The following is a 19,830-nucleotide window of genomic DNA, read 5'->3' as shown; positions in this document are numbered from 1 at the left end:
GTCTGTCAGGCTTCCAGCGATTTCATTAGTGCGCTAAATTCAAGGCGCTAAATTCAAGGCGCTAGATTGCACCTGAGCCGACGACGCGAGATAGCAGGGTGAACACGCCGAAACTAATCAGCAGCACCCCACTCGCAGGCGTAATCCAGCCCGACCAACGGCGCAGTTCCAAAATTTTTTTAATCGAGGCGGTGAAGGTGCCCGCCAGAATCAGCGGCGCAACGTAGCCCAGCGTGTAGGCCAGCAGCAGCACACTGCCCAGCAGCGGGTCGCGGGTCGTAGACACCCACGCCAGCAGCGTTGCCAAAACGGGTGTGCTGCACGGCGAGGCGACCAGCCCAAAGGTCAGCCCCAGCAGGTAGGAGCGCACGCCTTCGGGCCAGTCTTTGGAAATCCACTCCATGCCTGTGAACGACGGCAGACGTAGCGGCAGTGCTTCCAGCAGGTTCAGCCCCATGAGGATAGCGATCAGGCTGACAATAATCGGCAGCCCAATGCCGACCTGGCCGTAGATACGACCGGCGATCGCCGCCAAAATTCCCAGCGCCGCCAGCGTGGTTGCCAGCCCCAGCGCAAACCAGGTCGATTGGGCCGCGGCCTGCCAGCGGCTCTTGGCTTCGTAGCCGCCGATATAGCCGATGGTGATGGGCAGCATAGACAGCATACAGGGTGTGAGACTGGTCAACAGACCGGCAACAAAAATAATGCCCACGCTAGCAGGCGAGAGGTGGGTCAGTTGTCCCGACACCAGCCTATCAGCCGCGTGCTGGAGGTGATAGAGCGAGGTTTTTAGAGTCTCAAGCATGGGCAGCAGGCAAAGTCGCTAAGCGTTATGAGGAACGGAGCCGTTTATTTCTCCCACTCAATTGTAGAGTGTGCCCGGAAAGGTCATAGATTCTCAGAGTATTGGTTCAGAGTATTGGTATGGTGAAGCTGGAGTTGGCAATTTTCAGTGCCGACCCTGATGATGTGAATCCGGTTTTCTGAAAGATTACGGAATTTTCACAGGCGCTTAATCAAAACATCGATCCAGTTCCGAAAAATCCGATCCATCCTGGTAAGCAAGTGTAAAGGATTGCAACTACCATGCCCGGACTCGATTCTTTAACCTGGCACGATGTTGAAAACGGGATGCGGCAACTCGCTATCCCAATGGCCCTGATGCTCGCCGCGACCCTGGCGATCGGGCTGCGGCTGATGCCCCAGTCTACCCGCCGCGTTGCCCGAAATATCATCCTGTTCCTGGTCTGCTTTGGGCTGGTGGTGGTTTCTCCGACCGGGGTCTCTGCCCTGGAGCGGGGTATGGCGGTGTTTGCCGCTCCAGATACAGGGGAATCGGTGGATGCCATTGTGGTGCTGGGGCGCGGGCGGCGGCTGAATCCGTCGCGGGTGGCTACGGTGGCTGAATTGTGGAATGCGGGGCGATCGCCCAAGGTTTTTGCCAGCGGCGCGAGTGATGCGCCCCTGATTGTAGAATCGCTGCGGGAGGCTGGCATTCCCGTTGAGGCGCTGGGTGGCGAAGAATGTTCTCGCACGACTGAGGAAAATGCCTGGTTTTCTCGCGCTGTTCTGTTTCCTCAGGGTGTTCGACGGATCTTGTTGGTCACGGATTGGCCGCACTTGTGGCGATCGCAAATGACCTACGAAAGCGTGGGTTTTTCCGTTATCACCCACCCCAGCCCTCTGCGCGACACCCTCTCTCGCAAGCGCCGTCTCTCGCTGATGACCCGCGAATCCCTGGGACTGATTGCCTATGGGCTACAGGGCAGGCTGGGCGATCGCACCACTCTCGACACGCCTGCTTATGTAGAAAAGCGGCTAAGCAAGCAGCAGTGTTTGGTGGGTGGAACGATGGAACAGGCTTAATGACAGGCTTAATTGGCGAGACTGGGCGAGACTGACGATTCATCACTCTTCTACTGGCAGCCCCAGCCGCCGCTTCAGCCGAAACCAGCGATCGCGCAATTGCCAGAATTTGCTGGTTTCCATTGCGGCGATACGGCCACGGGCGCGGCCGAGTTCTGCCTCAAGGCGCTGGATCGCTTCGGGCCGGCTGGCTTGCCGTTCGCGATCGCGCAACTCTTGCAGGCTGGGGAGGGTTTGTCCGGGCGCAAACTCCTGCTTCCAAAACATCAGACGGAGGCGGCGCATCGCATCGCGCCAGGCAGGTTTGCCGCTGTAGCTGGCGTTGTCTTGGGTGTCGCTGCGCCAGTAGACTTCGGCGGTGGCCTCGTAGCTAAAGCAAAATTCGGCCCGCTGGCAGAGCATTAGCACCAGGCAAAAGTCTTCGCCCAGATCCAGCAGCGGGTCGCGGTCGAGAATGTCTTGAAGCAACTGACGGCGAACGACGTAGGAATTGGGCGGCATGAAGTTTCTTAGCTCTAGCAAATCTTGCAGTCGAAAGGGTTGGAAGTAGGGCAGCGTGATGGTGTCAATGTGGTGCAATGTTTCAGGGCTGCCGGATTCTAGAACCTTGAGCGTGCCAGAGTAGGCAACCCCAATGTTGGGCTGCTGTTCGAGGATCTTTACCAGAGTTTGCAAATGGTTGGGATGGATCGCGTCGTCGTCGTCCAGAATGGCAAAGTAGGGCGCATCGACGGCGCGGAGCCCTGTCCAGAGGGGTGGGTGCTGCGGCAGGGGGGCGGGGCTGGCGAGGCGGCGAAACTGGAGGCGATCGCCATATTGCCCCAAAAACGCCTCATCCAGCCCCGGTACAGGCTGATATTCCACCAAAATCACGCCGATATTTGGATAGGTCTGGGCGGCGAGGCTGTCTAGGGCGCGGCGAATATAAGACAGGGGGCGACCGCCTACGCGCACAATCACCTGCACCGGGGCAGGCGGTTGGGCACTGATAGACGCAGGCACAAAGCCCTTTTCTGACAACAGCGCTTCGTGGTGTGGCAACAGATCGAGCAAATGCTTTTCTAGCGTGTAGTGCTGGATAAAAATTTCGTGAGCGGCGGCGGCCATGGCTTCAGCCTGCTGCGGGTGCTGGGCAATCCAGCCCATATGCTGCGAAATTTGCTCGACCTGTTCTGCGGGGTCTGCATCGGCATCGATATACAGCACTGTGTCGCCAAAGGCTTCGCGAATGAAGGCGTGTTCGCTGCAAATGGCGACGGCTCCCGCTGCGGCGATTTCAAAGATCCGCATGGAGGGCATTTCGGCTTGGCGGTGTTCTTCGCGGTGCAGACACAGCCCCACGCCAGCGCTGTGAATCGCCTCAAACACGCTGCTGCCGTCGTAGGGCAGTGCGCCGCGATGAGCTTGGTTTAGATACTTCCAGCCGTCGGGGTTGCCGTATACGTCCATGTAGGGCTGCTGGTCTAGCCCTTCAAAGAGTTGCTGGAAGCGGGGCCCGTCCCAGTTTGACCCCAGATAGACCAAGCGCGGCTGGCTCAGGTCGGGTGGGCGATAGGCCGTTTTGGGGGCGCTGGTGTAGAAGGGCGTTTTGAAGTAGCGCTTGGGGGTGTGACAGAGCAGGTGGTGCAGCCAGCGATCGACGATGCGGGAGCCGATCAGGTAGCCATCGTAGGACAGGGTGTTGGCAATCAGGCGATCGGTGCCTTCAAAAAATTCGGGCGGACTCCACATGCAGAGGTAGGTGGGCACCGGAGCCACTTTTGGAGTCCAGTGGTGCAGTACGATGACGCAATCGGGCTGGGCGGCGCGAATTTCGCCGCCGGTTTGCACTTCGACCGCCTGCCAGCCAATGTTTTCTGCGGCCAGCACCAGCCGCCGAGACATTTCGACTTCGGCAATGTAAGGCTTGTCGAAAAAGGGATTTTGGATGGCAATTTTCATGGAGGGCGATCGCAGACAGCAGGCAAAAACCAAGTATGGGGGACGCAAAGCGCTAGAGTTTATCTTAGGGCATCCCGCTAACCCCTCTAGATTTGCTATGACTTCTTCGGCAGACCGTCCCATTTTGATCTACACCGTCCACAAAGCAGCTTCGATGTTTTTGCATCGGCTGACGCGGCAGATTGCGCGGGAGTTGGAAATGGAGTATTTCACCATTAACAACAAGGCGGCGGGCTATCAAGAAGTGAAGGAATTGTCCTGGAATGGGTTCATCCAAAAATATCTGAGTCAGGCAGAAAAGCGAGCTTGCTTCGGCCCGATTCGCTCGCTCGAAGCGATGCCTTCTATTCCCGAAGGAATAGAAGATTTCTCGGTAGTTCTGCATCTACGAGATCCGCGAGACGTGCTGGTTTCTTCGTTCTTTTCCAATGCCTTTAGTCATCCGGTCAATCCGGCGATTTTCAATCCGGATGAAGCCGCCCGACAGGAATGGATTGAGCGGGGTATTGATGCGTTTGTAATCGAGCGATCGCCCGTTGTGATCGATCGCTATAACTACGTGATTGCCAACCTGCTGGGACGAGAGAATGTCCTCTTTTTGAAGTATGAGGATATGGTACTCAACTATCAGGAATGGCTGGCAAAGTTCCTGTCAGTTTTTATTGCACCAGAGCCAAATATCCCAACTGAAATTCAGCCCAAAGGACTGCTATCGCTGCTAGAAAAGCTGCCGCTGGTTCAGCGGAAAGAGCGATCGCCCAGTCCCACTTTCTCCACACTCTATCAGGAGCTTTTTGAGGCTCACAAAACCGATTTCCAGGTGGAAGATGAAGACGTTTATCGCCACAAGCGACAGGTGCTTCCCGGAGATCACACGCGCAAGCTGCAACCGGAAACGATTGCGGTTCTAAACGAGAAATTCGCAGAGATTCTAAACGCCTTGGGATACGAACCAGTTGCGAATTCACGAATCCGTTAGGAGCGCCGTAGCAGCTACGGACTTAGGACTAACGCAGTGGGACGATTTCTCGCGGACGCAGCCCGTGAGAAATTGTCCACAACCCAGAAAACCGACGCAGTGCATCAGTCCTGGAACTATTCCAACTCTACCGACACAGGCGGGGCTGCGGAATCGGCGGGCTGGGTCGGGCTGTTGGGGTCGCGCAGGAGTTGGGCGATCGCCCCGATGAGTTGACTCAGCTTGCCTTCGTCTAGCAGCGTGTTAATCAGCGACAGCCCGCTGGTAGACAGCAAGAGTTGGCTCACGTCGGGGCTTTTGCCGTTGCCGTTGCTGCCTGCGCCAGGGAAGGCGTAGATGCGGGCATCGCCCAGTACACCTGGCTGCGGAGCCAGCGCTTTGACGATTTCCGGCAGTTTTTCGGAGAGTTCTGGCCAGAGCGTGATCAGCGTTTGCGCCGTCAGGTTGGGGGTGCTGATCAGGTTGCGGGCAGTAAGCTCTGCTTGTAAACCCTCGGCTTCGGCCAGCAGCTTGTCGCGCTGGGCGGCGGCCAGGGTGCGGATGGACTCGGCCTCTAGCTCTGCCGCCTGACGGGCGATTTCTGCCTGACGACGACGGCGGAACACGTCGATTTCCACCACGTTTTGTTCTGAAATGCGCTTTTCCTGGGCGGCGCGTTCGGCGGCGATCACCGCAAGCTGGCGCTGCCGTTCGGCGATTTCCAATTCGGTCGCGGTAGTTACGCCCGCTTCGGCGCGGGCCCGCTCTGCGTCGGCCTCCAGGCTTTCCTTGCGCTTGGTGGCAATGGCGATCGCCGCATCCTCCTGGGCAATTCGCGCCAGCCGCTCGGACTCTGCCACCTGCACCTGTGCCTCTAGCCGCTGCGATTCCACCGTTTTTTGGCGGGTGATTTCTGCCAGGTCTGCCTCCTGCTGCTGCAACGCCTGAGCTACTTTCAGCTTTTTCTGCTGTTCCTCTAGAGCAATGTCCGCCTGAATTTGGCTCTGCTGCACGCTCAATTGCTTGCGGATTTGCTCCTCTTCCACCGTTTTTTCCTGGAGAATCTTAGCCCGCTGCGTGGCAGCCAGTTCCTTCACTTTGGATTCTTCAATTTCTCGCTCCCGCTGTGCCTTCAGGCTTTCTACCTGCAACTGCTGCTCCAGCCGAGCGGTTTCTTTTTCTTGCAAAATTTGGAGCGATCGCTTCTCAGCATCCAGTTCTTTTTGCTCGATGGCGACCTGCGTAGCCAGTTCCACTTCCCGCTTTTGCTGAATGGATTTTTGAATCGTCTCCGTCCGCAGCCGCACACCCTGCGCGTCAAAGAAGTTGTTGGTGTCGTAGGTGTCGCTTTCCTGAATTTCCGACACGGCAATGTTGTTCAGCGTCAGCCCAACTTTCGCCAGGTCAGGCTGCATCAGGTTCAGCACCTCTTGGGCAAAGCCCAGCTTGTCGGAGTCGATTTCCGCCAGACTCTTTGTTTTTGCAGCGGCCCGAATCGCGTCATCTGCCCGCTTTTCCAGCGCGTTTTTGATGTCTTCCGGCGTAATCTTGTTGCCCTGCGATAGCCGTGCAGCAGCCGTTAGCACATCCTCCTCAGAGGCCGTGATGCAGACATAGAAAGTAGCCCGCATATCAGCCCGCAGGTAATCTTTGGTGCGAACGGCAAGTTTACCGGCCCGCTCCACGTCGATGGAAATTTCGCGCAAGGGGACGCGAGTCAGTTCATGAAAGCCGGGAAGAACAACACAGCCCCCATTCAAAATCACGGTTTTGCGCTTAAAAAAGACCCCGCCCGTTCGCACAAATGCCTCGTTGTTGGGCGTAATTTTGTAAACACGGGTGTACGCAAAAACTGCTACCAGGAGCAATAGAACCAGACTGCCGATTAGCGCTGGGAATACGAGCAGTCCGCTTACGGGAAGCTGGGCCAGCGTAGAGGGAGCAGGCGCAGTGTCGAGCGGGGCGATCGCCACAATTTCGGAATACTCAGCATCACGCGCCTGAAACTCGTCCAGTTCATAAACCGGAACCGTAGGCAAAGACTGAATGAACGTTAGCCAGAACAGCATTGGAATATCCCTGAGATAAACTAAAGTAGCTCAACGAGAATCTTTGAGAGCATGAGAACCGTTTAGCCAGCGCTCTTGGTCAGGGCTGTCTTTCACAATGACCAGATAGCCCGCTCCCGATCGCTCAATTACCAGCACCGCGTCTCCCCGCTGGGGCAACACGCTGGCCCAGTCTGGCAGCATAGCGTTCACCGTCACCCGATTGCGGGCTGCATCCAGCACGTCTACCTGGCCAATGCGCCCTTCTGCCACGCTGGGAATGTGCCCCGTGCTGACAATCCCCAGACAACCCACGAGGCGATCGCCACTGGCATCTTCTCCAAACGAGGCAAACATTCGCCCCAGCGGCCGCGCAATTTGCCCACCTAGCACCAGCGCCAGCCCAAACGACCCCAGCAGCACAGAGCCATTTGCCAGACTCCCCAGCAGCGTTTCCAGGGTTCCCCCCAGAAACACATTGCCCATCCAGCCCAGCAGCCCCCAAAGGCTGAAGTCTGTCGCCAGCAACAGCATTAGCGGCGCACGACCCAACCCAAACCACCGCAGCACGTCTAGCGGACTGAATTCGCTGCCAGAATCTACATCGGTATCTAGATCGAGCGGCGCAGAAACCTCGAAGTCTGCGTCCAACTCTGCATCCAGATCCATATCCAGATCGGCATCCAAATCCAGATCAGCGTCTAAATCTGCATCATCGCCGCCGCCAGAAAAAATGACCACCAGAAACAGCGCCACTCCAATTCCCAGCAGCACCCAGTAAGGTAAGTTAGCAGCAGCAAAGACCGGCATGATGACGGCAGACTTAAGAAGAGGGCTGAAACTTGTTGCGATCGCCCCGTCGTGCTGACTTGGCAGTAGGGGCAAATGTGCCAGCGAAAAAATCGTCTACTCAGAATCCACTACAGCAAAGTTAGCCAACATTCCTGAAACCGGAGTTCTATGCGCCCATCCTAGCGGCCCTAGAATAGAAGTAAGGCAAACGTGACTGTTTCTTAACGTCTAAAGGCTATGAAACTAAAGCGCATTGGGCATGTGGCGATCCGCGTCGAGGATCTGGATCGGGCGGCGCAGTTCTATCAGAACTTGGGCATGGATCTGGTTTGGAAAGACCCAGACTGGGCATATCTGAAAGCGGGGGACGACGGACTGGCGCTGCTGAGTGCCGCCTACGAGCAGGCGGGGCCCCACTTTGGCTTTGTGTTTGGCGATCGCGCTGAGGTGGATGCCGCCTACGAGCAGTTGAAATCCGAAGGGGTTCAAGTCACGCCCGTCCACGAACACCGCGACGGCACGGCTTCGTTCTATGGCCGCGACCCCGACGGCAACTGGTTTGAGTACCTTTACGAGCCAGTTGCCGTGCCCGCCTAGTGGTTTGTCAACTTTCGTTTTGTCAACTTTAGTTTTAGGGTTAACCCCTCAGTTTGTAGTGAGCGCTTTAGCGCTTACGGATTTCTCACACAGCTACGCTGAGATTCCGGCAATCCTGGTCAACCCCTCAGTTCGTAGTCGGCGCTTTAGCGCTTACGGATTTCCCACACAGCTACGCTGAGATTCCGGCAATCCTGGTCAACCCCTCAGTTCGTAGTCGGCGCTTTAGCGCTCACGAATTTCCCACACAGCTACGCTGAGATTCCGGCAATCCTAGTCAACCCCTCAGTTCGTAGTCGGCGCTTTAGCGCTTACGGATTTCCCACACAGCTACGCTGAGATTCCGGCAATCCTAGTCAACCCCTCAGTTCGTAGTCGGCGCTTTAGCGCTAAAGCACTCACTACGAACCCCAATTTCTGTGGATTCTGAAATGTTTATGCTGCACTAGTCTGGCGACATAGGCGAGCAGGCGAGCGCAATAGCTTCCTGAGTAAGCGCAAAGCTTGGCTGACTGCGCCTTAATCTCTGTCGATTTTCCCTGGAGCCTGTCGCCATGACAAAAAGCAAAGATCTGACGGTTTTGATCATTTCGCTGCTGGTTACCGTTGGCTCAATCGGTCTGCTGTCTGCCTGGATTTTTCCTCGCCTTCAGCCAGGACGAATGTCGCCGACGGTTGTAGGCACGTCTTCATCCCCAACCGTAGGTGAGGTGCCGCCAGACCTAAGCAGCCTGCCAGACCGAATCAGCCTTGGCAATCGGCAGTTAATCACGTCAGTCACCACGCCTGCCAAGCAAGAGGGCATTGCCGCGTTTGACGCGCAAGACTACGACAAGGCGGTGGAGTGGTTTGAGCTGTCGCTGAAGGCGCTGCCCAACGACCCAGAAACGCGAATTTATCTAAATAATGCGCGGCTGCGATCGCAGGAAGACAAAATGCTGGCGATCGCCGTCAGCGTTCCCATCGGCACGAACCTCAACGTCGCCCAGGAAATTTTGCGGGGTGTGGCGCAGGCGCAAAGTGAGGTCAATCGGCAAGCCGACCCACGATTGCGGGGGCTAGAGGTCACCATTGTCAACGATGACAATCAGCCCGCCATCACGCGAGAACTGGCGAAGCTGCTGGTAGCCGACCGCAAGCTGCTGGCGGTGGTGGGGCACAACACCTCGGATGCGTCGATGGCGGCCGCGCCGACTTATCAGCAAAACGGGCTGGTGATGATTTCGCCAACCACCTTTGATGCCGATGTGGCAAAGGTGGGTAACTTCATTTTTCGAGCGGTGCCCACGCCGCAGTCGATGGTGACACCGCTGGTGGACTACATTCTGGCGCGATCGCCCCAATCTGCAAAGATCCTGGTCTGCTACGACTCCACAGCGCCCGACAATAACCAATTTCGGAATGCGTTTGTGGATGTGTTGACGGGGCGTGGCGGCGAGATTGTGAAAGTGATGAACGAGCAGGGCGAAGACCTGTGCGATTTTGCGTCTGAGGGGTCTGATCCGGAGGCGGCGATCGCCCAGGCGCTTCAGCAGCAAGCAACGGGGATTTACCTCGGCCCCAGCATCAACTATCTCGACCCGGCAATTGGGGTAGCGCGGGCGAATAACGGACGGCTGTCGCTATACAGCAGCCCGTCGCTCTACACCCACAAAATCTTGCAGGACGGGCAACAGGCCGTCGCAGGGATGATCTTGCCAACGCCCTGGAGTCCCGATGCCTATCCAGGTTTTGCCCGCAACGCCCAGCAACTTTGGGGAGCCATCGTAAACTGGCGCACCGCCACCGCCTACGACGCGACGCGGGCGATCGCCGAAGGATTACTGCGTGCGGGCAATAGCCGCAGCGCCTTGCAGCAAGCCCTGGCCGCTCCGGACTTTGCCGCCACCAGCGCCGGCCAGGGCGCAGTGCGGTTTCTCGACACGGGCGATCGCCGCCTCACGCCTGTCCTGGTGCAAGTTCAACGAATCGAGTCAGGTAGCTACCGATTCAGAGCCATTGATTAGAGCACCGGTCTGGTGATGGATGAGTGATCGGTTTGGGGCAGCAATTCGAGGTTTCGAGCGATCTCGAGGGGCGATCGCCCGAAGGCGCGGATGCGGCGAGATGAAAGGCGAGCAACCAGACGCATCCCACACTCAGGTTTCCTGCCGTCGCGCGTAGGCTGTCATCGGCTCTTTGATGAAGCGGATGTAGAGATGGCGGAAGGTGGACTTGATCACGCGGGGCATTCCAAAGTCAATCGGCATGAGGCGATCGGAGAGTTTCCAGTTTTCGATTCGCAGGTCGGCGGGCTGGCAGAGCGGGAAACTGATTTGATGCAGCGGCGGACATAGCCCCATACGCTGGGAGGCAGCAACCGTAGGCACCTGGTCTGGATTGATCTGGAGGATATCCACCAGAGCGCGATCGCACGCAAAGACATCTGCCGACGCAGCCAGCACGCCCAGCATCCTCGGTTCGCCGCCGCTGGGGCCGTTGCCCTCGTGGCCAAGGATGCCGTCGGCAATGGTGAGGTTGGGGGCGATCGCCCGCGCCGTTTCGACCAACATTTCTCCAAAACGGCGACTGTCTTTGCCTGCTTCCATGTGCCACCAGGCTTTCATCTTGCCGGGGACGCAGCCAAATAAATTCTTCACACCCAGCGTCAGCGTTAGTTGCATGTGTGATTTGACCTTGGGCAAATTGATCACCACATCTGCCTCCATTGCCTCTTTGCACAGCAGCAGGTGGTTGAAATTCTCGCTTACGGTTTCGTAGCGGCGACCGTTCCATTCCACAATCGGCAGATTTAGCTCGTCGATTAACGGCTGATAGCCATTAGCGATCGCCACCCCCCGCGCACTGCCAAAGGCGGGACTGTCGCCCAAAAACGGCTTGCCGCCTGCCGCCTGCACCAGTTGCGCGACGACGTAAACCAGTTCCCAGCGCGTCACGCATTCTTTTCTCGGTCGTGCCCCTGTCAGCAGGTTTGGCTTGAGCAAGACGCGATCGCCCGGTTTCACGAACGCCCCCATGCCGCCCAGCGGTTCCAGCAGGGTTCGCAGGGCTTGGCGTAGCGATTCATGTTCGTAGCTGGTGGCCCGCAGCAGGCTGACTGTAGACATAACACAACCTTAAGAAACCATCTTAATTTTGCCCTATTCCACCCAAACGAGTAGCCGCCCACCCGCCCCACCCGAAATAATAGAAAAGACTCACCCTATCCCCCTTGTCGCCTCTATGCCCCTCTGCCGCCTGCTGGCGATCGCCCTTGCCCTTCTGCTCTGGCTCTACGGAATTTCCCCCACCCGCGCCCAGGATCTCGCACCTGTGCTGACGCTCGACCCGCCGCCGCCCAACACCGAGTTTTACGAATATCGCGTGCTGCACAATCCTGACGGCATTGGCAAATTTTACATGGGGCGAGAAATCGCGCAGGTAATGGGGCATCAGGGAGCAGCCTGGTTGGAGCGTCCGGGGCGATCGCTCCAAGAGCAGCCCGATAAAGTGCTGCCCGCGCTCAACTTGAAGCCGACCGATGTGGTCGCCGACATCGGCGCAGGCACGGGCTACTTCAGCTTTCGCCTGAGTGGGCTGGTGCCCCAGGGCAAAGTGCTGGCGGTAGACATTCAGCCAGAAATGATTGACATTCTTGAGTTTTTTAAGCAGGAAGCCGCAGCAGCAGGTATGCCCGCCGACAACGTAGTCCCGGTGCTGGGTGAACCAGACAACCCCCAGCTCGCGCCAGAAAGCATCGACCTGGCGCTCATGGTCGATGCTTACCATGAGTTTGAATATCCCCGCGAGATGATGGAAGCCATTTTTAAGGCGCTGAAACCCGGCGGCCGCGTGGCGCTGGTGGAATATCGCGGCGAAAATCCTTTTATCTCCATCAAGGGGCTACACAAAATGACCCAGCGCCAGGTGAAGAAGGAAATGCAGGCGGTGGGACTGATCTGGCGAGAAACCAAGAGCTTTTTGCCACAGCAGCACCTCATGATTTTTGAAAAACCTGTCTAATGCACTGGCAAGTTCGCGATTTGCAGCCCGATGACACTGCCCTCATTCAGCAGTTGGCAGCCATGCTGGTAGATGCCTTTGGGCGGATGGAGCATGGCTGGCGAACTCTGCCTTCTGCGCTGGCAGAAGTGGAGGAATCGCTGGCGGGCGATCGCCTCAGCCGCGTTGCCGTTTTGCCGTCTGGCGAGGTGATTGGCTGGATCGGGGCGATCGCCCAATATCGCGGCTCTGCCTGGGAGCTACATCCACTGGTGGTGCAGCGCAACTGGCGCAGACGGGGTGTGGGGCGATCGCTCGTACAAGACCTAGAACAACAAGCTGCGGCAAAGGGCGGCCACACGCTCTATCTAGGCACAGACGACGAACTGGGTCAAACCAGTCTGTTTGGGGTTGACCTCTACTGCGATCCATTTCAGCACATCGCCCAAATTCGCAATCCTGGCAACCACCCCTACAAGTTCTATCAAAAGATGGGCTTTCAGATTGTCGGTGTGCTTCCCGATGTCAATGGGCCCGGCAAGCCCGACATCCTCATGGCAAAACGGCTAGTGCAGGGGTTCCTGAGCTAATGTTGTATTAGCTCAATGCCTGTGAGAATGCTCACCGTGGGAAGGCTGGTGGGAATGGTTATGCGTATGTCCGTGGGCATGGCGATGCTCAGATGGGTGAGCATATCCAGAATCATGCGAGTGGGAATGTCCCTGAGAATGTCCGTGGGAATGCCCGTGGGAATGTTCGTGGTGATGGTGATCTGCATAGGACTGGGCCAGGGCGATCGCCAAGGATGGGGTCACTGCCAGCGCCTCTTCTTCCAGTAGCGCAGCAATCTGCCCATCGGCCCAGTTGGCTGCCATTTGCAAAAAGTCGGGATGGTCATTGACGCAGGACATCTGCACATAGGTCACCTCAGGATGGCGACGACGCAGTCCGTGAATGATGTGATCAACATCCAGCAGGGTTTCGTGGTTTTCAGTCGCAAAGCCAATAGGCATAAACACCAGCGCCGTCGCGCCCAGATCGATCAGGTTTTTGGCGGCCAGTTCGGCATTGGGCTGCGTCCACTCGATCAGCGGCGTTTGATGATTCAGCCAGCCGACGGAAATCAGCGGATAGCGGTGAGTCAGCTTTTCGCGCACCCGCTCATAGAGCGCCTGACTTTCGTCAATACCGGAGGTAAAGCCCTTGGCTTTGTGGGGGCAGCCGTGATTCATCAGCACAATGCCCGTCTGCGACGGCAGGTGCGCCACCGCCAGATCCGCGCGAATTTTGTCTTCGACCAATCGCGCCATCAGGTCGATGTATTCCGGCTCATTGTAGAAGGAGGGAATATAGCGCGTACCTTTGAGCCAATGCTCGGAGCCAACAGCGGTCTTCGTCAGGGCTTTATTGACCTGCTCTACCGCAATGCCGCTGGTAAAGATTGAGTCCACCACCAGCAGTGGATAAATTAGCAGCTTGTCGAAGCCCTCTGCCTGGATTTGCGCCAGCACTTGCTCCGGCAAAAACGGGGCGCAGAAGTTGAAAGCTTTGAACACTTTGACGCGATCGCCCCATTTCTCCTTCAGCCGCGCCTCAATGCCCGCCCGCTGCTGCTCAAAAATGGCGTTGTGCGGCGAAATGAAGTGGTCGTGCTGATGCTGCCATTCGTGCAGGTCAAACACCGCCAGCAGCTTGGCCAGCGGCGGATAGATCCAGGTGGGCACGGGGGCAAATTTTGCCGTCAGCAGGTTCAGCGCCTGCTCGTTGTAGTTGGCAAAATCTTCGTAGCTCTCGACCTCGCCATAGCCCATCAGCAACACCGCCACTCGGCTGGACGGGGCCGCGCTGGGAGAAAGCTCGGCGGGAGTTTGCTCAAGTCGTTCGGGAGTAGCAACCACGCGATACACCTACCAGTTAACGTATGGGGGCAATGTGACAAGGAATACAGGGATACATTGAAGCGGTTCCCTGCATCCTCCATAGCCTAGCATCCCCCTACCGGGTATGGGCATCTTTCCCTTGTATTTCTCGACTATTCACCCTGGGGGCGATCGCCTTAACCCCAGAGGCGGCGGCGCGGCGATCCCCCCAGGCGGCGGTGGGCATCGCGCAGCAGGGCAGGAATATCGAGCGCTTCGGGGCAGCGCGGCAGGCAGTCGCCACAGTCGGTGCAGCGATCGCCCCGACGACCGGGGAACCAGTGCCCTGCGTTTTCAAACATGCCGTAGCGGTAGGTTCCGTAGGCCGTCATGTCATAAGCCACCGCCAGGTTTCGCAGCCGCAGCACTTCGGGAATGTGGATGTCTTCTGGACAGGGCAGGCAGGCGTAGCACTGGCGGCATTGGTCAGTTCCCAAGGTAATGGATTGGTGCGATCGCAGCCGCTCTAAAATCTCTAGCTCCTCGTGTGTTAGCGGATGTGTCTGGTCTGCCATGTCCAGGGGCCAGTCCACTTCCTCGGGCCGAGCTGCGCCAAAGCTGAGGGTGGTAATGCGCGGGTCGCTGAGCAGCCAGCGATAGCCCAAATGCAGCGGCGATCGGGGGTAGCATAGCGCTTCCAAGCGTTCTGGCGGTGTGTAGAGCAGGCCGCCCTTGTCGGCGGGAGAAATAATGAACACGCCCATGTCCTGTTGGTGCGCCAGTTCGACGGCGGCTGCGTTGCGCTGAAAAAACAGGGTGTAGTGTAGGTTCACAAACTGGAACTGGTCGGTGGCGATCGCCCCCAAAATCACCTCCAGCGGCCCGTGCGTGGAAAAGCCCACCCACCGCACGCGCCCATCGGCGATCGCCGCCCGCACTGCCGCCATGCAGCCCGTTTCTGCCGTCACTAGGGCCAAATGCTCTGCCGTATTCACCCCGTGAATCGCTAAGCAGTCCACATAATCTAGCCCCAGCCGCGCCAGCGATTCGTCAATGCCCCGCGCCATTGCCTCGGCATCGGCGGTGGGTGGCAGCTTTGTGGTGATGATCAGATCTTCCCGCCGCAGTCCCGTCAGCGCCTTGCCTAGAAAAATCTCGCTGTTGCCATAGCCCCGCGCCGTTTCGAGGTGGTTCACGCCGAGGGCGATCGCCCGCTCTACGGTTTGCCGCGCCGTCTCTGCCGAAGCTAGATAGCGCATCGTCCCCAGCGAGAAGACAGACAGTTGCAGATTGGTTTTCCCAAAGCGGCGGTAGTGCATGGTTGCTAATAAGCACGGTGCAGGAGTAAGTCCACTGCCTTCACCACCAGCCGCGCTGAACCCAGGAAAAACGGTACATTGAGCGTGTCGGGGGTGTCGCTGGGCTGGTGATAGTGGGGATTGCGGAAGTTGGCGGTGTCGGTCAGCAGCACTGCGCCGATGCCCGCTTTCCAGAAGGGGGTGTGGTCGCTGCGGAGGAGGTCGGGCGTGAGGTCGCCCAGCAGCGGCACGGCCAGGCTGAGGACGGGAGTGACATCGGCCGACGAGGCATCGGCAATCTGGTGAAACGCCTGGATGAGGTCAGGATGAGGGCGATTCCCGTAGGGATTGCGTTGCAAATCGCCAATCACCGCCAGAAAATTGCCCCGATCCGTCGGTGGGGCAATCGGCAGCATCGCCGGATAGGACTGGCAGCCGGCCAGGTCGCAGCCGTAGCCGATCATATCCATTACCACTGCGCCCCGCACCCCTTGCCGCCGAGCCGCATCGGCCACAAAGGCCTCGCTGCCCTCTAGTCCTGCCTCTTCGCGATCAAACAGCACCAGTTCCAGGGCGCAGGGGGTGTCTTGAGAATCGAGCAGCCGAGCCGCTTCCAGAACCGTTGCCACGGCCGTCGCGTTGTCGTCGGCTCCGGGAGAATCCTTCACTGTGTCGTAGTGCGCGGCCAGCAGCAGTTTGGGACGATCTGGCGGCGCGTCGGGGCGAGTGGCGATCAGATTTTCTCCGGCGGTTTCGCCGGTGCCGAAGGGCTGACGCGCTACCTGCCAGCCCGCTGCGGTCAGCGATCGCTCGATATATTCTGCCGCCCGCTGGCGATCGCCCCCTTCATATCGCACAAAGCTGAGCGCATCCACATCCCCGCGCAGCCGAGCAGGGTCGATGTCAGGCGTAGTCAGCGCTGACCCCAAAGCGATGGGCTGTGGGCGAGAGTGCGATTCCTCTAGAAATTCCGTCGGCAGCAGCCCCGCCGCCAGCCCCACCAGCAGCGCGATCGCCAGCCACAGCCCCACCCAACGCCGTCGAATTCGCATGGTAAACGGTTCAGCGTTTTGCAACATGAATCCCCGATCATCCTAGCGCCATTGTCCGGCCTTGGGAAATCGCGGCAGTCCTGGGCAAAACCCGCAGAATTCCTGGCCCGATTGCGGGCGATCGCTGCCATGATGGAGCAGAGCGTTTCGCAACCCTGCGCCAGCCTATTATGAGAGACCGCATCGAACAGCTTGTAGAAAATTTGGGACGCGCCATCGTTGGCAAGTCGGAGGCGATTCGGCTGGTGCTAGTGGCGCTGTTTTCAGGGGGGCACGCGCTGTTAGAGGACGTGCCAGGGGTCGGCAAGACGCTGCTGGCCAAGTCCCTGGCCCGCTCGATTGACGGCCAGTTTCAGCGGCTGCAATGCACGCCCGATCTGCTGCCGTCGGATGTCACCGGGACGAATATCTGGAATCCCCGCAGCGGCGAGTTTGTGTTTATGCCCGGCCCGGTCTTTGCCAATGTGGTGCTGGCAGATGAAATCAACCGCGCCACGCCTCGCACCCAGTCGGCTCTGCTAGAAGTAATGGAAGAACAGCAGGTGACTGTAGATGGCGTGTCGCGCCGCGTGCCCACGCCCTTTTTTGTGATCGCCACGCAAAACCCGGTGGAATATCAGGGCACGTTCCCGCTGCCCGAAGCCCAGATGGATCGCTTTGCCCTCTCGCTGAGCCTGGGTTATCCGACGGAGCTAGAAGAATTGCAGATGTTGCAGCGGCTCGATGGCGGCAGTGTGCCCACCGAAGCGTTGCGCCCCTGCCTGTCGCTGGAGGAGGTGCAGGCGCTACGACAGAAGTGCGCGGCGGTGCATGTAGAGCCGCATTTGCAGCAATATATGCTGAGTCTGGTGCGGGCGACGCGGCAGGATGAGGAGATTTTGCTGGGCGTTAGTCCACGGGGGACCGTGGCGCTGCATCGGGCCGTGCAGGCGATCGCCTTTTTAGAAGGACGCGACTATGCTATTCCCGACGACGTGAAGTATCTGGCCCCTTTCGTGCTAGCCCATCGCCTGATTCCCGCAGGCGGCCGCAAAGCCCGGCTGATTGTCGATCGCTTGCTGCACAGCGTGGCGATTCCGTAGCAGCGATGAGGGGAGGGTTGGAATGGTGGAGGGAGGAAGATGAAGAGGGAAGAGGGAAGAGGGAAGAGAGAAGAACGAAGAACGAAGAGGGAAGAGGGAAGGGGTTCCGGTTTTCGTTTTTCGATTTTTCCGTCCCTTTCGCCTGTTACCTAAATTACCCCATCACCCAAATCTCCCCACCAGTGCGCCCAAGGGTGCCGATTCCGGCTAGATTGATGTTAAGGAATATTTTCTTTTTGGTTTTTCCGTTTCATCCTCTGAATCTGCACTGAAGGAGTCCGTTGTGCCGTACTACTACTCAAGCGCTCCGTATTTTCTGTTTGTGGCGGGGCTGTTGGCGGGGCTAGCATCGGGTGCGGCCTTTTCGGCAACCCTCAAGCAGCAAGTCAACGAATGGGACAAAAACCGCTCGACCCGCACACTGGCGAATATGCAGGGGCCGCAGCTTTTGGTGCCATTTTTGGGAATTGCTGGCGGCGTGTGCTTTTTCCTCGCCGCTGGGCTGGAAATCTTTGGGTTTCCCACTAAGCTGGCCTACGCGGTCGCTATTCCGCTGACGGTTCTCACTGGGCTGCTGGTGTGGACGCAACTGGCACGGCTGCTAGAGCAACTGGAGCGTGGCGGCTCCAAAGCGCTCGATCTGGACTCTTTTGGCTAAAGTGAAGAAGTGGCAAAAGACCGCATCTCGACTCTGCGCCAACTCCTCTAATCCTTAACCCCTAAACATGGTCTACCTCTACTGGATTCTTGTTGCGGTAATGCTGGTGGGCGTGATTGGCTCTGTTGCGCCTGCGATTCCGGGAATTGGGCTGATTGCGCTGGCGATCGCCGTTTGGGGACTCGTCAATGGATTTACTGGACTGGGCATTCCCCTGTCGGTGGCAGTGGTGTGTCTAGTGGTGGGCACGGGGGTCGATTTTCTGGCCACCTACCTGGGCGCAAAAAAGGCCGGTGCCAGCAAGTGGGGGCAGCTTGGCGCAGTTGTGGGGCTGCTGCTGGGCGTGTTTGGGCTGCTGCCCGCGTTGCCCTTTGGCGGCCCGTTTTTGGGACTGCTAATTGGGCCGATCGCTGGGGCGATTTTGGGTGAGTTTCTATTTCGCAAGGATTTGTGGCTGGCGATTAAGGCAGGTTTAGGAATTGTAGTCGGGTCGCTGATTGGGCGACTGGTGCAGTTCATTCTGGCGATCGCCACCTTTGCGGTTTTCCTGTGGACGACGCTACCCACCATAACGGCGGCTCCGGGTGTCGCCTAAGTGACGCAGGCTTAGCATCTAGGGTTTATAGGGTTTACGCCGGACTTCTTCAACCTGACTGACGGCAAAAATCAGCGTCATCGGCCGTCTCAACTCCCGACTCACAAATTCTTCTAGCAGTTCTACCTGGCGCGGGGTGATGGGTTCCTGGCTCCGCACTGTAAGCCGCACTTCGGGGGGCTGGGTAAACCAGTTGATGTCGCTATCGACCAGTTGCACGCGCTGAAAGGTCGCCGTGCGCGTGAGCAGCGCTCGTTTTAGAGTGGCCTCAAGCTGGTTTTGCTGCACCATTTGCACAAAGCTCAAGCCCAGCGGAACCAGCAGTAGCCCAGTAAAGGTGAAGGCCCACAGCAGGGCTTTTTGCGCTTGCTCGATAGGCGTATAGCCCGCCAGCAAAAAGGTCAACATACAGGACAGCGTGATGCCCAGCAGGTTGGTGACATACAGCAGCGTTGCCCCCAGGCTGAGGCCCCAGTCCCCTTGCGACAAACCCAGCCCGATGACGCAGACGGGCGGCATGAGCGCCACGGCGATCGCCGTTCCCGGCAGCGAGGCCGAAACTTTGGGATTAATCTTGGCGTAGCCGCTCACCCCGCCAGCCGCTACCGCCACACCCAGATCCAGCAGGTTGGGACTGGAGCGGGCCAGCACCTCGCCGCCAAAGCTGGCAATGCCCACGACGCGCCCCAATAGCCAGGCGATCGCCAGGGCGAGCAGCGTTCCCAGCAAGACTGATGTCGCCGATCGCCGCACCAGCAGAATGTTGCCCTCCAGCGCCCCAAACGCCAGCGCCCGAATCGGCGACATCAGGGGCGCGATAATCATCGCGCCGATGATCACCGCCGCGCTGTTGGACAGCAGCCCAAAGGTGGCGATCGCACAAGAAGTAATCACCATCACTAAATAAGGCGTGTCGGGCACTGACTCGCTCAGCATCTCGCGATGCAGGCGCTCAAGCTGCTCCAGATCGACCCGCCCCCGCTGGAAGGCCTTCACGCTCTCCCAAAAATTCGCCATAAATATTGCTATGCGTCTCTGCACCATCGCTTGCCTCCCTGCTGAGCGATGCAGGCGACTCGTCCTTCGATGCAGGAAACGCAAGC

Annotated in this window: 18 protein-coding genes; 9 read left to right on the top strand and 9 right to left on the bottom strand. The window is 58.2% G+C overall.

The window, feature by feature from the left end; genetic code table 11:
• Nucleotides 1-61 precede the first annotated feature (61 nt).
• A complete protein-coding gene (locus O77CONTIG1_RS02605) occupies nucleotides 62-805 on the bottom strand; it encodes a cytochrome c biogenesis protein CcdA (protein WP_068507823.1) in 744 nt (247 codons plus the stop codon).
• Between the two features lie 281 nt (nucleotides 806-1,086).
• Here O77CONTIG1_RS02605 and O77CONTIG1_RS02600 point away from each other — a divergent pair, with 281 nt between their 5' ends.
• Nucleotides 1,087-1,866 carry a YdcF family protein gene (locus O77CONTIG1_RS02600; protein ID WP_068507821.1) on the top strand — a complete coding sequence of 260 codons (780 nt, stop codon included), beginning with the start codon at nucleotides 1,087-1,089 and terminating at the stop codon, nucleotides 1,864-1,866.
• Nucleotides 1,867-1,908: 42 nt separating this feature from the next.
• Here the strand turns inward: O77CONTIG1_RS02600 and O77CONTIG1_RS02595 are convergent, their stop codons facing one another.
• Nucleotides 1,909-3,807, bottom strand: coding sequence for a glycosyltransferase (locus O77CONTIG1_RS02595; protein WP_068507819.1), 1,899 nt, complete (start codon nucleotides 3,805-3,807; stop codon nucleotides 1,909-1,911).
• Here O77CONTIG1_RS02595 and O77CONTIG1_RS02590 point away from each other — a divergent pair.
• The gene (locus tag O77CONTIG1_RS02590) at nucleotides 3,794-4,786 is read left to right on the top strand and encodes a sulfotransferase domain-containing protein (protein ID WP_156434867.1); all 993 of its coding nucleotides are present in this window, start codon (nucleotides 3,794-3,796) and stop codon (nucleotides 4,784-4,786) included. The two genes, O77CONTIG1_RS02595 and O77CONTIG1_RS02590, sit on opposite strands and share 14 nt — an antisense overlap.
• 116 nt (nucleotides 4,787-4,902) lie before the next feature.
• On the opposite strand, the gene O77CONTIG1_RS02585 is transcribed toward O77CONTIG1_RS02590, so the two are convergent.
• Both O77CONTIG1_RS02585 and O77CONTIG1_RS02580 read right to left on the bottom strand, forming a co-directional pair.
• On the bottom strand, nucleotides 4,903-6,834 hold the full coding sequence (locus O77CONTIG1_RS02585) for a flotillin family protein (RefSeq protein WP_068507816.1): 1,932 nt from the start codon (nucleotides 6,832-6,834) through the stop codon (nucleotides 4,903-4,905).
• A 30-nt stretch (nucleotides 6,835-6,864) separates the two neighbouring features.
• Nucleotides 6,865-7,623, bottom strand: coding sequence for an OB-fold-containig protein (locus O77CONTIG1_RS02580; protein WP_068507814.1), 759 nt, complete (start codon nucleotides 7,621-7,623; stop codon nucleotides 6,865-6,867).
• Nucleotides 7,624-7,842: 219 nt separating this feature from the next.
• On the opposite strand from O77CONTIG1_RS02580, the gene O77CONTIG1_RS02575 reads away from it, so the two are divergent.
• Both O77CONTIG1_RS02575 and O77CONTIG1_RS02570 read left to right on the top strand, forming a co-directional pair.
• The gene (locus O77CONTIG1_RS02575) at nucleotides 7,843-8,202 is read left to right on the top strand and encodes a VOC family protein (RefSeq protein WP_068507812.1); all 360 of its coding nucleotides are present in this window, start codon (nucleotides 7,843-7,845) and stop codon (nucleotides 8,200-8,202) included.
• Nucleotides 8,203-8,756: 554 nt separating this feature from the next.
• Nucleotides 8,757-10,208, top strand: a complete 1,452-nt coding sequence (locus O77CONTIG1_RS02570; protein WP_068507811.1) for an ABC transporter substrate-binding protein — start codon at nucleotides 8,757-8,759, stop codon at nucleotides 10,206-10,208.
• Nucleotides 10,209-10,340: 132 nt separating this feature from the next.
• Here the strand turns inward: O77CONTIG1_RS02570 and O77CONTIG1_RS02565 are convergent, their stop codons facing one another.
• Entirely contained in the window at nucleotides 10,341-11,309 is a 969-nt protein-coding gene (locus tag O77CONTIG1_RS02565; RefSeq protein WP_068507809.1) for a DUF362 domain-containing protein, read from the bottom strand.
• Nucleotides 11,310-11,424: 115 nt separating this feature from the next.
• Between O77CONTIG1_RS02565 and O77CONTIG1_RS02560 the strand changes: the two genes are divergently transcribed.
• On the top strand, nucleotides 11,425-12,204 hold the full coding sequence (locus O77CONTIG1_RS02560; protein WP_068507807.1) for a class I SAM-dependent methyltransferase: 780 nt from the start codon (nucleotides 11,425-11,427) through the stop codon (nucleotides 12,202-12,204).
• Complete coding sequence (locus O77CONTIG1_RS02555; RefSeq protein WP_068507805.1) at nucleotides 12,204-12,773, top strand: GNAT family N-acetyltransferase; 570 nt, start codon at nucleotides 12,204-12,206, stop codon at nucleotides 12,771-12,773. The genes O77CONTIG1_RS02560 and O77CONTIG1_RS02555 overlap by 1 nt, the downstream gene beginning before the upstream one ends.
• Nucleotides 12,774-12,785: 12 nt before the next feature.
• On the opposite strand, the gene O77CONTIG1_RS02550 is transcribed toward O77CONTIG1_RS02555, so the two are convergent.
• The 3 genes from O77CONTIG1_RS02550 to O77CONTIG1_RS02540 all read right to left on the bottom strand — a co-directional run bounded on the left by O77CONTIG1_RS02550 (nucleotide 12,786) and on the right by O77CONTIG1_RS02540 (nucleotide 16,419).
• The gene (locus O77CONTIG1_RS02550; RefSeq protein ID WP_068515906.1) at nucleotides 12,786-14,081 is read right to left on the bottom strand and encodes a ferrochelatase; all 1,296 of its coding nucleotides are present in this window, start codon (nucleotides 14,079-14,081) and stop codon (nucleotides 12,786-12,788) included.
• Between the two features lie 158 nt (nucleotides 14,082-14,239).
• Nucleotides 14,240-15,361, bottom strand: coding sequence for an aldo/keto reductase (locus O77CONTIG1_RS02545; protein WP_068507803.1), 1,122 nt, complete (start codon nucleotides 15,359-15,361; stop codon nucleotides 14,240-14,242).
• 5 nt (nucleotides 15,362-15,366) lie between these two features.
• A complete protein-coding gene (locus O77CONTIG1_RS02540; RefSeq protein WP_225894670.1) occupies nucleotides 15,367-16,419 on the bottom strand; it encodes a M28 family peptidase in 1,053 nt (350 codons plus the stop codon).
• Nucleotides 16,420-16,562: 143 nt separating this feature from the next.
• Here O77CONTIG1_RS02540 and O77CONTIG1_RS02535 point away from each other — a divergent pair, with 143 nt between their 5' ends.
• The 3 genes from O77CONTIG1_RS02535 (at nucleotide 16,563) to O77CONTIG1_RS02520 (ending at nucleotide 18,727) form a co-directional block, all read left to right on the top strand.
• Nucleotides 16,563-17,474 (top strand): AAA family ATPase, encoded by a 912-nt coding sequence (locus O77CONTIG1_RS02535; RefSeq protein ID WP_068507800.1) that lies wholly within the window; start codon nucleotides 16,563-16,565, stop codon nucleotides 17,472-17,474.
• A 283-nt stretch (nucleotides 17,475-17,757) separates the two neighbouring features.
• The gene (locus O77CONTIG1_RS02525) at nucleotides 17,758-18,132 is read left to right on the top strand and encodes a hypothetical protein (RefSeq protein WP_068507798.1); all 375 of its coding nucleotides are present in this window, start codon (nucleotides 17,758-17,760) and stop codon (nucleotides 18,130-18,132) included.
• A 67-nt stretch (nucleotides 18,133-18,199) separates the two neighbouring features.
• Complete coding sequence (locus O77CONTIG1_RS02520; protein WP_068507796.1) at nucleotides 18,200-18,727, top strand: DUF456 domain-containing protein; 528 nt, start codon at nucleotides 18,200-18,202, stop codon at nucleotides 18,725-18,727.
• Between the two features lie 18 nt (nucleotides 18,728-18,745).
• On the opposite strand, the gene O77CONTIG1_RS02515 is transcribed toward O77CONTIG1_RS02520, so the two are convergent.
• Nucleotides 18,746-19,744, bottom strand: coding sequence for a DUF389 domain-containing protein (locus O77CONTIG1_RS02515; RefSeq protein WP_068507794.1), 999 nt, complete (start codon nucleotides 19,742-19,744; stop codon nucleotides 18,746-18,748).
• Nucleotides 19,745-19,830: the final 86 nt, after the last annotated feature.

The sequence above is a fragment of the Leptolyngbya sp. O-77 genome (assembly GCF_001548395.1).
GTDB lineage: Bacteria > Cyanobacteriota > Cyanobacteriia > Elainellales > Elainellaceae > Thermoleptolyngbya.
Note: the sequence above shows the minus strand (reverse complement) of the source record. Positions and strands in the feature narration are given on the sequence as shown.